Genomic DNA, 12,491 nt, shown 5'->3' with positions numbered 1-12,491 from the left:
CCGGGCGGGGGGGGGGGGGGGGGGGGGCGCCCGGTCCTTCAACCCCCGCGGCCCGCCCCGGCGGCGGGGCCGCCGGGGCGCCCCCCCCCCCCCCCGCCCCGCGCCGGGGGGCCCCCCCCCCGCACCCGCCCGCGATTTCGGCGGGCCGGCCGCGATCGCGTCGGCGTCGCCTGCCGCCACGCCGTCGACGTCGGCGGCGGCAGGCGTACCGGTGCAGGACGCGAAGCTCCCGAAAGCCGCCGCCGACGGGCCGGCCCGGCTGCGCATCCCGTCGCTGGGCGTGGACGCACCCGTCGACGCGGTCGGGCTCGACACCCGGACCGGGGAGGTCGCCATCCCCGAGCGGGTGGCCCGGGTCGGCTGGTACCGCTACGGCCCCGGCGTGTCGGCGCGGGCCGGGTCGATAGTCGTGGCCGGGCACGTGGACAGCGCGGCCGAAGGGAAGGGCGCCTTCTTCCGGCTCGGCGATCTCAAGGCCGGTGACGTCGTGACAGTCGCCGGACCGGACGGCCGGGACCGTACGTTCGAGGTCGTTGCCCGCGAGCGTTACCGCAAGACGGCGGTCCCGCTGGAGAAGTACTTCGCCCGCGACGGCGCGGTCCGGCTCACCCTGATCACCTGCGGCGGCCCGTTCGACCCGGACACCCGCCACTACCGCGACAACGTCGTCGTCACGGCGGTCCCGGCCGGACAGTGAAGACATCGACGCCCGGCGTGGCGTCCCGGGTCTGCGGGGCCCGCGGCGTCATGCTGGTGGGGCATGACAGATTCTGAGCAGACACCTCGTCATGTCCCCGCCGGCCCTGTGGATCCGAACGGGCCGGCATCCGATCCGGGCGCGCATGTGGCCGCCTACTGTGCGGCATTCGCGAGTGGATCGAGCGCCCTGGTGGACCGGTTCTACGAGCCCGGCGCCGTTCTCGTTCCCCAGCCGGGTACACCGCTTTCCGGAGTGTCCGAGCGCGCCGCGGCGTACGACCATCTTCTGGGTTTCGGAGTTCCGATGAAGGCCGGGACCCGGCATCTCTACGTCGCCGGTGACATCGCGCTGTCGATCGTCGACTGGTCGATGCGCGGCACCGCCCGCCAGGGTTTCCCGCTCGACCTGCACGGGGTCGCCGCCGACGTGCTGCGTCGCGGTGCCGACGGCCGCTGGCGCTATCTCATCAACAATCCGTTCGGCACCGGCTCATGAGGGGACGGCCGCTGACACCGGTGACGGTGCTCAGCGGCCTCGCCCGTTCCCGGCTCACATCGGGAGGGCCCAATACCTCGACAGGTGTCTGGACTTCTCTCCTGCTCTCCGTAGAGTGTTCTCGACTGTGGAGACTCGACGACGGAGGACTGATGGCGGACCAGGAGATTCCCGGCTCGGTGGTGGTTCAGGTCGTCGACGTCTCCGAGGGGCGTGAGATCTCCTGGAACAGCAGTCTCGTCGAGCGTCTCAAGGATCGTGCGGCCGACGTGCGCAGCGCGATCATCGCCGGGGCGCAGGCGATCAACGCCGATGTGAACGACCTGCCCACCGCTGAGGGCTGGCAGATCAAGGAACTGTCCGCCACCTTCGGCATCACCCTTTCCGCCGAGGCCGGCGTGGTCCTGTCGCGCGCCTCCGCCGAATCGACCTTCGAGGTGACCGTGACCATCGAGCGGGCATGATCGACGGACGCATCTTCGGTGGCGGCAAAGACCTTGGCAGCGCCTTCGCGCTGACCGACCGGATCGTGGCCACGGCCGCGCACGTGGTCCGCAAGCGGGAGCCCGGCGACCTCACGTTCATCACGGCCGGCTCGTCGGTCCAGGTCGAGGACATCCAGATCGAGCCGAAGCTCGATGCCGCCGTCCTGAGGGTCGCCGAGTCGCTGGCCATCATGCCGTCGCTGGCGCATGCCGCAATGGATGAGGGCTGGTCGGTCACGGCGCGGCCCAAGAACGCCGACTCCCGCCTCACCGGTGCGGTCACGGCCGTCGACCACCTGATCCAGAATGCCGGCGGTCACGAGATGAACGTCCTCCAGCTGGATGTGACCCAGAAGTTCGGTGACTTCTCCGGATACTCCGGCAGCGCGGTCGTCGTCCGTGACTCCATCGTCGGGCTTCTCGTCGAGCAGGTGAAAGAGAGAACGGCCGGCCCCGGGGCGAAACCCAGGGCGGCCAACGTCCTCTATGCCGTTCCGGTCGACCGGCTGGTCGCCCGTTTCCGGCTGGGGCTGAGGGTGGAACGGCAGCCTGGGCCGAAGGACTCCCGGCAGCTGCTGAACACCGCCTACTTCGACCTTGACCGCCTTAAGAATGCGATACTCGACGCGCGAGCCACGGTGACGGACCGCTTCCTGTCGTTCGGTATCCCTGTCCAGTGCACCGACATGAAGGTCGTGGACAACCTGCGCGACTGGCTGCCCTCTCATCTCGGCGAGTTCGCACCGAAGGGTCAGATCACACTCCGGCCGGAAGTCAATTCGGTGGAGCGGGCGGTCAGCTACGTCGTGCGCTATCGCGCTGAGCTCGAACGCGTCAACGTGTTCTGCCCGATCCTGGCCGACGGGGTGTCACCCGAGACCGTCTCGCGGTTCATCAACGAGGTGCGCGCGGCCCTGGGCAGACATCGGAGGTGGATGTTCCTCCTGCTGGTGGGCGAGCCGGCGGGTGGATTCCCGGATCCCGTCGCCGCTCTTCCGCTCCCCTCCTTCGCTCCGGAGGACGTGGGTGGGTGGGCCTATCGCATGGTCGCTCTGCGGCGCTGGCCGAAGCATCTGGCGCCGGTATGGCGCGACCGGATCGTCGACGAGGTCGGCATGGTCGACGGCCTGCTGGACGTACGCGCGACTTACGAGGTCCTGGAGGACCACATCGGCAGAGTCTGCACCAGAGCCGAGGAACTGAAACGCGAGCTGGAAGACATGGAGGCCTGGTGAGGTCGCGACACGAGGTCGACACCACCACCCGCTTCAACCGGGAGTGGGAACTGCCCGACGAGCGGCTGATCGAGGTGGCCGGCACCGAGCCGATCGCCGAGACGGACCCGGTGACCGAAACCGTCACGCGCGAGCCCTACATCGCGGATCCGGACCTGGAGGAAGCGGTCAACGTGGCGATCGCCCTCGGCCGGCCGCTGCTGCTGCAGGGCGATCCCGGGGCGGGGAAGACCAGGCTCGCGTACGCCGTCTCGTACGCCCTCGGCCTCCCGCTCGAAGAGGCCTACATCAAGTCGACGAGCCGGGGCCAGGAGCTTCTCTACACGTACGACGCGGTCCGTCGCCTCTACGAGATCCAGTCGGCACGGGGATCAGGCGCGCGGCCGGTCGAGGAGCCGGACAAGTATGTACGCCTCGGCCCGCTCGGCCGGGCCATCGCACGCGCGGCGTACGGCCGTCGGTCCGTCGTGCTGATCGACGAGATCGACAAGGCCGACATCGACTTCCCCAACGACCTGCTCCGTGAGCTCGACCAGCTGAAGTTCGAGGTGCCGGAGGTCCCCGGCCTCTCCTACGCGGTGCCGGCGGGCCGGCCCGAGCTCCGCCCGATCGTCATCGTCACCAACAACGAGGAGAAGACGCTGCCCCCGGCGTTCCTGCGCCGTTGCGTCTTCCACTACGTCCGCTTCCCGTCCCGGCCGGAAGAGCTCGACTCGATCCTGGAACTGCACGGCATCAGGCGGCGGTCGCTGCGCAAGCAGACGATCACGACGCTGCTGAGCCTGCGCGAGCTGGACCTGGGTAAACCGCCGGGGCTGAGCGAGCTGCTCGACTGGGTGGGTTATCTGCAGGCCGTCGACGCCGGAAACCGTGACATCGAGCGGCTCGCCTATTCCGGCGCGCTGGTGAAGCAGCACACCGATCAAGCACGCGTGACGGAGTGGCTGGCCGGCCGATAGCCATGTCGACGGTGCCGGACTTCCTTCACCAGCTGACCACACAGCTGCGACGGCGGGGGCTCACCCTGGGGATCGACGACATCGCCGCCCTGCGGCAGGTCCTCGCCGCCGGACTCGGCTGGTCCTCGGACCGGAGCCTGCTCAACGTCTGCATCGCGCTGTGGGCGAAGTCGGCATCGGAAGCCGAGATCATCCGCGCCACTTTCCCCCGCGTCAAGGCCCCGACCTGGACCACTGAGGAAACGCCCGGCCCGGCGGCCGCTCCCACGCCCGTCATCGGAGAAATCAAGGCCGGTGGTGCCGCCGCCATGTCGATGGACAGCGAGTCCGGGCGACCGACCGTTCCACCGGCTTCGCAGCCGGTCATCTCCAGCGGCGGTTCCGGTCCCGTCACCCAGCCGGTTCGCGGCTTCCCGGCCATGCCGCCCGCCACCGGCCGGCACGACGCCACGCTGGTCACCGAGCAGCAGTATCCGCTGTCCGCCCGGCAGATCGCCCAGACCTGGCGCGGGCTGCGCCGTCCCCGTCGTGACGGCCCCGCCATCGAACTGGACGTGGCCGAGACCCTCCACCGGTACGCGGTAACCGGAGTCGCGACTCCTCCGGTCCTCGTACCGCGCCGCCGCAACTCGGCGAAGCTGCTGCTTGTGATCGACCGGCAGGGGTCGATGACGCCTTTCCACGACTACGTCGACCACCTGACGTGCGCGGTGATGTCAAGTGCGCGCCTCGACACGATCACCGTCGCCTACTTTCACAACACGGCCGGTCACAGCCCGGACCGGCAATTGATCGCAACCATGGACGACCCGTTCAGCACCTCGGTCGACTTGATACTCCCGGCGGTTCCACCGCTCGGCGAAGGACACCTGTACGCGGATGACGCCCTCACCGAACCCCGATGGCTGAGCTCGGTGCTGCGGCCGCTGCCTCCGGAGACCGGCGTCGTGGTGATCAGTGACGGCGGGGCTGCCCGAGGCCGGCTGGTCCTGGAACGTCTCCTGGACACCGTCGCCCTCCTCAAGGCCCTGACGAGGGACGGCCGCATGCTGGCCTGGCTCAATCCGTTGCCGGCGTCGACCTGGAACGGCGCCACCGCCGGTCAGCTGGCCCGGCACGTGCCGATGTACGAGCTGACGCGCGACGGGATGTACCGGGCCGTGGACGTGCTCCGCGGCCGGCCGGTCGAGCTGGAGAGGCCTCTCTGATGGCGAGCTCCGCGGTCAGCCGGCTGGCCAGCATCCGGGAGCGACTGCCCAGTGGCACGCTGGAGCTGGCGTGCCATGTGGCCGTTCCGGTGGCCTTCGACGCCGGATTCCTCAATCTCGTACGCGTCAACTTCTTCCTGGATCCGCCGATCGTCCTGCCGTATCACGCCGAAGCCGCCCTGCTGCTGTCACCACTGTGCCGGGAGCTGGGCGAGGGCCTGTACGAGATCGACCCACAGATCCGTGACCTGCTGCTGTCCAGCCTCGTGGCGACGTTCGGCAACGAGCGACTCGAGCGAACCGCCATCCTGCTGGAGATGTACACCGACCGGCGACAGGCGTGGAGTCTCACACCCGAGCTGGAATACGCCCAGCGGCTCACGGCACTCAACCTGCTGAACCCAGACGCGGCTCAACGGTGGCTGCACGAGGCACGGGAGCAGTCCGAGGGCACCGATGCGCTCAGCCGGGAGTGGTTCGTGGCGATGGACCTCCGCAACAGCAAGGCCAGCCGGCGCGAGGATCTGAACCAGATCATGGCGACGGCGCTCCGCCGGATGGAGACCGGTGACGCGGAAGCGGTACGTGAGGTCGGCGAACTCGTACTGCTGCCAGGAAGCGAGCCGGCGGGAATCGTCCCGGCCCTGGAACGTGCGGCGAGGACGTCGACCGAGGCCGGTCAGACGGCTCGGCGAGTGCTCCGGACCCTGCGACGTCTGTTCCCGGACCTCCCCGGACCCGAAGACCCGGCGAGTCCCGGTCCCGCCCGGCGCAAGATTTTCATCTCCTACGTGGGAGCGGACCGGGCATGGGCGGAGTGGGCTCGCTGGCATCTGGAGGCCGCCGGATTCGCCGCGGAGCTGACATCTGCCGAATGGGTTCCGATCGACAGCTCGTTCGAGGGGAAGAACGAGCTTCCGTGGCTGTCGGACCCGGTGCTGCTACTGCTCTCGAAGGCCTCGACGGTACCGGGCTTCATGGCGGACTATATAGCCGCTCGGCTTACCCGGGGGCGCCCCGACCCCGACAACCTCATTCCCTTACACATCGACAACGTTGATCTGTCGTCAACGAACTGGGCGCTGCGCTTCGTCCCCAGCGTGGCCGGCCTGGACTCGGCCGAGGCGGTTCAACTGCTGCTGGACACTGTTGGTTCGGTACTCGGGCCGCCGCCCGGGCCGGCGTCGAAGGGTGCCGGCTCTGGACCGCGTCTTCCGGGATCCCTGCCTCCGGTATGGAATCTGAGCCGGCGAAACTCGGCGTTCATCGGCCGCGACGATGTTCTGAACCCGGTGCATGACGTGCTGTCCCAGCCGGGTGCCCGAGTCGCGGTGCACGGCCTGATCGGTGTCGGTAAGTCCCAGTTGGCGCTCGAATTCGCATACCGATACGCCGACGAGTACGACTTGGTCTGGTGGATCTCCGCTGAGCACGCCGGGCTGATCGGTGAGCAGATCGGTGCACTGTGCTTGCAACTGGGGATCGTCGGTCCGGAGGCGCATCCGATGGTCGCCATGAGCAAGATAGAGGACAGTCTGACGGCGCGAGCGCGCTGGCTGCTGGTCTTCGACAACGTGGTCGCCCGCGAGGACATTCTCCCGTGGCTGCCTCGGGACAACGGCCATGTCCTGGTCACCTCGCGATCGGAGGACTGGCGGCAGATCACTCCCTCCGTCGAGTTGGACGTCCTGCCTCGCGCGGAAGCGGTGCAATTCCTGCTGGAGCGGCGCCCCGACCTGGCCGCCGGCGATGCGGTGGAGATAGCGCAGGCGTTGGGTGACCTGCCCCTGGCGCTGACGCAGGCGGCCGACTATCTCTCCGTGACGGCTGTGGCGGGTGCCGACTACCTGCAACTGCTGGTCCAGGAAATGGTACCTGTCCTGGAGCTGGGGCAGCCGATCGACTATCCGCAGTCGTTAGCGGACGCGATCGCGTCGAGTATGGCCGCGTTGTCCGAGGCGGATCCGGCGGCAGCGGCGGTTGTGCGATTGTGCGCGATGCTCGCGCTGGAACCTGTCTCGATCGAGGTGCTGGTCGCGCTGGCGCAGCCGTCCGAGGAGTATCCGCGCGTCTTGGAGCCGCTGCGGGAGGTGATCGGTGGGCCCTTGGCGCGCCAGGAGTCGATCGGCCGGATCGGCGCGTACGGGCTCGCCCGGCTGAGTCCCGGAACGGTGGAGGTCCACCGTTTGACTCAGGCGGTGGTTCGCAGCCAGATGGGGCCTTCCGAGACAGCCGAGTTACGGAAGCACCTGGAGTCGAGGCTGGCCCAGATGCGGCCGGGGGACCCGACAGCCCTCGAGAGCTGGCCGGTGTGGATCCGTTTGCTGCCGCAGGTGCTTGCTCTGGACCCCGGGCGCAATGCCACTCCGGCCCTGCGCGACTGTGCGCATGACGCCGTGCGGTACCTGGTCAGCCGGGGTGATATCGAATCAGCTCTGAACCTTGCCGAGAAGCTGGCCGCGGATTGGCGGGAGCAGCTCGGCGCCGATCACCCGGGGACTCTGAGCGCGGCGAGCGATCTTGCCACAGTCCTGCGGGCCTCAGGCGAGTATCGGCAGGCGGTGCAAATCAGCCGTGACGTCTGGGAGCGGATGACCCGGGTCTTGGGTGCGGAGCATCCGGACACGTTGCGGGCCGGGAGTGATATCGCCTGGTCGCTGATGCTCCTGGAGCGGTATCAGGAAGCATTGGCGCTTCTGGAACAGGTGCGGATGCAGCGCCGGCGGGTGTTGGGTGAGGATCATCCGGACACGCTGATGTCTGCCGACAATGTTGCCGCGGCGTTGACGAAACTGGGGCGACATCGAGAGGCGCTGGCCATTCAGGAGCAGTTGCAGGTGCAGCGGCGGCGGGTGCTGGGTGAGGATCATCCGGACACGCTCAGATCGGCGTTGAATCTCGCGGTCTCTTACCTGAACCTTCGCCAGATCCTGGCTGCTCGCCGGACCGCTGACCAGGCGTGGGAGGGCCTGCGAAAGCTGTTCGGCCCCGAGCACCCGGATACGCAGCGTGCAGCAGCGGTCCGAAGCACAATCACACAGGCGATGGGCGGGCGAGCGGACGGCGAAACGAAGAGGCGACGGTAGACCAGCGTCGTGGAGCTCCGTCGCTGCCGAGGGTTCGCATCGGCGATCTACGATGTCGCGATGCAGCAGGATTTCACCGTGGTACTGCGGGGCTACGACCGTGCGCAGGTCGACTCCGTCATCGGGCAGGGCTTCGACGCGCTCGACGAGGGGAGTGGTCCCGCGAAACGGGCGGCCGCGCGGGACGCGTTGCGGGCCGCCTCGTTCGACGTGGTCCTGCGTGGCTACGACCGGGACCAGGTCGACAAGGCGGTGCGGAAACTGCGGGGCGAGCTGGATGGGCCGGCGTCGACCGAGGATCTCCGGGTGACGCTGGCCTCGATTCTGCGGATCCCGGAGCCGGCCGACCAGTCGATCATCGACGAGGTTCGGCGGCTCCGGGATCTGGCCGACCGCCACGGCCTTTAGAAGGGTCGCCTCAGGCGGTGGGGCCAGGTCGGAAAGGGCGTGCCTCAGTCGGTGGGGGTCAGGTCGGTCGAGGCGCGGAACGAGCCGTCCATCTCGAAGGGGACCGACTCGTGCTCGTGGGTCACCAGCCATCGGCCGTCGATGCGGCGCAGGCCCAGGGTCACCCGGAACCACATGGTGAACCGGTCGGTGGAGCCGCGCGGCACCGCGGACAGGCTGTCGATGCTGGTCGCGAACGCCACGTCGCCGTCCGTGGTGATCTCCAACTGGGTGACCTCGCGCCGTGGCGGCGCCGCGAAGTTCGCCATCCAGGTCTCCAGCGGGGCCGGGTCGCGGCCGTCGCCGGGCTGGCGCAGCGGTGGCGCGAGGTTGAACTCGACGAAGGTGGGCGCGTAATAGGACAGGATGGCCTTGGCGTCGCCGGTCTCCAGCAGCGCGGCCTTGCTTTCGATGACTTCCCGGATCTCGTTCATGCTGCGATGTCGAAGCCGGGCCGGCCGGTTTCGACATCCGGATGACAGCGAAGGGGAGCAAAAATGAAATACCTGATCCTGATCCAGTCGAACCCGCAGTCGCTTGCCGTCTGGGAGACCCTGACCGACCAGCAGCGGACCGACTTCGGCCTCGGGCATCTGCGGCTCACCGAACAGATGCGCGAGGCCGGTGTGCTGGTCGTCGGCGAAGGGCTCGGCGATCCGGCGCTGGCCACCCAGGTCTCGGTGCGCGACGGGAGGACGATCACTTCCGACGGGCCGTACGCCGAGGTCAAGGAGCATTTGGCCGGCTTCTACCTGATCGACGTCGCGGACCTCGACGAGGCGGTCGCCTGGGCTGCCCAGGCGCCGGACGCCGCGTACACCCGGGTCGAGGTCCGTCCCGTCCTCGACATGAGCACATGGGAGATCTGAACGAGCTGCCGGACCTGCTGCGTGAGTGCGCGCCGCGGGTCCTGGCCGCCGTCGTGCGGCGGTACGGCGATTTCGAGGCCTGCGAGGACGCGGTGCAGGAGGCGCTGATCGCGGCGGCCCGGCAGTGGCCGGACACCGGCATACCGGAACAGCCCCGGAGCTGGCTGATCACCGTGGCCGGTCGCCGGCGGGTGGAGTCGGTGCGCAACGAGGTGGCCCGCCGGCGCCGTGAGGAGGCGGTCCGTCACGATCCGGTGCCGGAGGTCCGCGGCGACGACGAGCTGACCCTGCTGCTGCTCTGCTGCCATCCGGCGCTGAGCGTGCCGGCGCAGGTCACGCTCACCTTGCGGGCGGTCGGCGGGCTGACCACCGCGGAGATCGCGCGGGCGTTGCTGCTGCCGGAGGCCACCGTGGGCCAGCGGATCAGCCGGGCCAAACAGCGGATCCGTGACACCGGCACCCGGTTCGAGATGCCGGCGCCGGATCAGCTCGGTGAACGGCTCACCGCGGTCCGGCACGTCCTCTACCTGATCTTCAACGAGGGTTACACGGCCAGTTCCGGTGACGCCCTGAACCGGGTGGAACTGACCCGCGAGGCGATCCGGCTGACCCGGCAGCTGCACCGGCGCCTGCCGGACGACGGCGAGGTGGCCGGGCTGCTCGCACTGATGCTGCTCACCGACGCGCGCCGGCCCGCGCGGACCGGACCGGACGGCAGCCTGATCCCGCTCGCCGAACAGGACCGCAGCCGCTGGGACCCGGCCGCGATCGCCGAGGGCGTCGCGATCGTCACCGACGTGCTGGCGCGGGCCCCGATCGGGCCCTTTCAGCTGCAGGCCGCGATCGCCGCGGTGCACGACGAGTCGGCGCGGCCCGAGGACACCGACTGGCCGCAGATCCTTGCTCTGTACGGGATGCTGCACGCGCTGGCGCCGAGCCCGATGGTCACGCTGAACCGAATCGTGGCCGGTGCCATGGTCGACGGCCCGGCGGCCGGGCTCGCGGCCCTGAACCGGGCGGCCGGGGACCCGGTGCTGGCCCGGCACCACCGGACCGCCGCGGTGCGGGCCCATCTGCTGGAGCTGGCCGGTGACCGGGCCGGGGCGCGCGAGCAGTACCGGCTGGCGGCCCGCCTGACGCTCAGCCGGCCGGAACAGCGCTACCTGGAGTCCCGCGCCGCCGGCCGGACACCAGCCGCTGGGGGTGAGGCCGGGCACGATCCAGGGGCATAGCGTCGCGGCAACGCTCGACCGTTGAGCGGCGTGACTCTCGCTGGGAGGTGGCATGGGCGGCGCCGATCCGGTGCCCGGCATCCGGGTGCTGGCCACCTATCAGCGGCGCTGGCTGCCTCGGGACCTGCTCGCCGGGATCGTGCTGACCACGCTGCTCGTGCCGCAGGGTATGGCCTATGCGGAGCTCGCCGGACTGCCCGCGATCACCGGGCTCTACACGTCGGTGTTGTGCCTGCTGGCGTACGCCGTCTTCGGTCCCTCCCGCATTCTGGTCCTGGGCCCGGACTCCTCGCTGGGGCCGATGATCGCCGCCGTGATCCTGCCGATCGTCGTGTCCGGCGGTGATCCGGCCCAGGCCGTGGCGCTCGCTTCGATGCTGGCGCTGATGGTGGGGGCGATGATGACCGTGGCGGCGGTCGCCAAGCTCGGCTTCGTCGCCGACCTGCTGTCGCGGCCGACGCAGCTCGGTTACGTGAACGGCCTGGCCCTGACGATCCTCATCAGTCAGCTGCCGAAACTGTTCGGGTTCTCGGTCGACGGTGACGGGCTTCTCGCCGAGACCGCCGGGTTCGTGCGCGGGGTCGTCGACGGCCGGACCGTCCCGGCCGCGCTCGCTGTCGGCGCCGGAGGGCTCCTGACGATCCTGGTGCTGCGGAAGTGGCTGCCCAGGGTGCCGGGCATCCTCATCGCGGTGGTGGGCGCCATCGTGGTGACCGTCGGGTTCGGGCTCACCGAGCGGGGCGTGGACGTGGTCGGGCCGCTGCCGCAGGGATTCCCGCCGTTCACCGTACCCACCGTCGAGTGGTCGCAGGTGGCTCTGCTCGCCGCCGGGGCAGTCGGTATCACCGTGGTGTCGCTGACCGACACGATCTCCACCGCTTCGACGTTCGCCGGGCGTACCGGCCAGGAGGTCCGCGGCAACCAGGAGATGATCGGGATCGGGACCGCCAACCTGGCGGCCGGCCTGTTCCAGGGCTTTCCGGTCAGTACCAGCGGCTCGCGGACCGCGGTGGCGGAGAGCGCGGGCGCGCGTACCCAGCTCACCGGAGTGGTCGGGGCGGTCGCGATCACGCTGCTGCTGGTCCTCGCGCCCGGCCTTCTCCGCAACCTGCCGCAGCCGATGCTGGCCGCCGTCGTGATCGCCGCGTCGTTGTCGCTTGCCGACGCGGCGGGGATGCGGCGGCTGTGGCGGCAGCGGCGCACCGAGTTCCTGCTGACGCTCGCCGCGTTCCTGGGGGTGGCGCTGCTCGGGGTCCTGCCCGGCATCGCGGTCGCGGTGGGATTGTCGGTGCTCAACGTGTTCCGGCGGGCGTGGTGGCCGTACCGGACCGTACTGGGCCGGCAGGACGGGGTGGCCGGCTATCACGACGTGCGGGTCTACCCGGACGCCGACCGGATTCCGGGGCTGGTGATGTTCCGGTTCGATGCGCCGCTGATCTTCGCGAACGCGCGCACGTTCCGCGACGAGGTGCGGCACCTGGCCCGCGCCGAGCCACGACCGGAGTGGATCCTGGTCGCCGCCGAGCCGATCACCGACGTCGACACCACCGCCGCGGACATGCTCGAGGACCTCGTCGCCGAACTCGCCGCCGCCGGGATCACGCTGGTGTTCGCCGAATTGAAGACGCCGGTGCTGGAGAAACTGGAACGATACGAACAGCGTCCGGCCCTCGGCCCGGAACACGTCCACCCGACGATCGAGAACGCCGTCGCGGCGTATCAGGCCCGCCGGGATCGGGCTTGACCGCGGCCCGTACGCTCAGTCGCTCGGCGGG

At 69.7% G+C, this 12,491-nt stretch carries 11 protein-coding genes and 1 pseudogene; 11 read left to right on the top strand and 1 reads right to left on the bottom strand.

The genetic code is table 11. From position 1 onward, the window contains the following. Positions 1 to 151: 151 nt before the first annotated feature. The 8 genes and pseudogenes from AB0G04_RS27270 to AB0G04_RS27235 all read left to right on the top strand — a co-directional run. Positions 152 to 697, top strand: a pseudogene (locus tag AB0G04_RS27270) (class F sortase); the annotation flags it as partial. Between the two features lie 63 nt (positions 698 to 760). Further along, a complete protein-coding gene (locus AB0G04_RS27265; RefSeq protein WP_360988053.1) occupies positions 761 to 1,195 on the top strand; it encodes a nuclear transport factor 2 family protein in 435 nt (144 codons plus the stop codon). A gap of 152 nt (positions 1,196 to 1,347) precedes the next feature. Next, positions 1,348 to 1,659 (top strand): CU044_2847 family protein, encoded by a 312-nt coding sequence (locus AB0G04_RS27260; RefSeq protein ID WP_360988051.1) that lies wholly within the window; start codon positions 1,348 to 1,350, stop codon positions 1,657 to 1,659. After that, on the top strand, positions 1,656 to 2,915 hold the full coding sequence (locus AB0G04_RS27255; RefSeq protein ID WP_360988049.1) for a hypothetical protein: 1,260 nt from the start codon (positions 1,656 to 1,658) through the stop codon (positions 2,913 to 2,915). Before AB0G04_RS27260 ends, AB0G04_RS27255 begins: the two co-directional genes overlap by 4 nt. Next, positions 2,912 to 3,874 carry a MoxR family ATPase gene (locus AB0G04_RS27250; protein ID WP_360988047.1) on the top strand — a complete coding sequence of 321 codons (963 nt, stop codon included), beginning with the start codon at positions 2,912 to 2,914 and terminating at the stop codon, positions 3,872 to 3,874. Before AB0G04_RS27255 ends, AB0G04_RS27250 begins: the two co-directional genes overlap by 4 nt. A gap of 11 nt (positions 3,875 to 3,885) precedes the next feature. After that, a complete protein-coding gene (locus AB0G04_RS27245; protein ID WP_360988045.1) occupies positions 3,886 to 5,082 on the top strand; it encodes a VWA domain-containing protein in 1,197 nt (398 codons plus the stop codon). Further along, a complete protein-coding gene (fxsT, locus tag AB0G04_RS27240; RefSeq protein WP_360988043.1) occupies positions 5,082 to 8,168 on the top strand; it encodes an FxSxx-COOH system tetratricopeptide repeat protein in 3,087 nt (1,028 codons plus the stop codon). Before AB0G04_RS27245 ends, fxsT begins: the two co-directional genes overlap by 1 nt. A 60-nt stretch (positions 8,169 to 8,228) precedes the next feature. Beyond that, positions 8,229 to 8,576: a DivIVA domain-containing protein gene (locus tag AB0G04_RS27235; RefSeq protein WP_360988041.1), complete on the top strand. Its 348-nt coding sequence runs from the start codon at positions 8,229 to 8,231 to the stop codon at positions 8,574 to 8,576. A 44-nt stretch (positions 8,577 to 8,620) separates the two neighbouring features. On the opposite strand, the gene AB0G04_RS27230 is transcribed toward AB0G04_RS27235, so the two are convergent. Continuing rightward, positions 8,621 to 9,049, bottom strand: coding sequence for a nuclear transport factor 2 family protein (locus AB0G04_RS27230; protein ID WP_360988039.1), 429 nt, complete (start codon positions 9,047 to 9,049; stop codon positions 8,621 to 8,623). A 63-nt stretch (positions 9,050 to 9,112) separates the two neighbouring features. Here AB0G04_RS27230 and AB0G04_RS27225 point away from each other — a divergent pair, with 63 nt between their 5' ends. The 3 genes from AB0G04_RS27225 to sulP are packed head-to-tail and all read left to right on the top strand — an operon-like array spanning position 9,113 to position 12,460. Then, positions 9,113 to 9,484, top strand: a complete 372-nt coding sequence (locus AB0G04_RS27225) for a YciI family protein (RefSeq protein ID WP_360988037.1) — start codon at positions 9,113 to 9,115, stop codon at positions 9,482 to 9,484. Beyond that, complete coding sequence (locus AB0G04_RS27220) at positions 9,472 to 10,716, top strand: DUF6596 domain-containing protein (RefSeq protein ID WP_360988035.1); 1,245 nt, start codon at positions 9,472 to 9,474, stop codon at positions 10,714 to 10,716. Before AB0G04_RS27225 ends, AB0G04_RS27220 begins: the two co-directional genes overlap by 13 nt. Before the next feature lie 52 nt (positions 10,717 to 10,768). Then, complete coding sequence (sulP, locus tag AB0G04_RS27215) at positions 10,769 to 12,460, top strand: sulfate permease (RefSeq protein ID WP_360988034.1); 1,692 nt, start codon at positions 10,769 to 10,771, stop codon at positions 12,458 to 12,460. Positions 12,461 to 12,491: the final 31 nt, after the last annotated feature.

Source organism: Actinoplanes sp. NPDC023801 (assembly GCF_040639655.1).
Taxonomy (GTDB): domain Bacteria; phylum Actinomycetota; class Actinomycetes; order Mycobacteriales; family Micromonosporaceae; genus Actinoplanes.
Note: the sequence above shows the minus strand (reverse complement) of the source record. Positions and strands in the feature narration are given on the sequence as shown.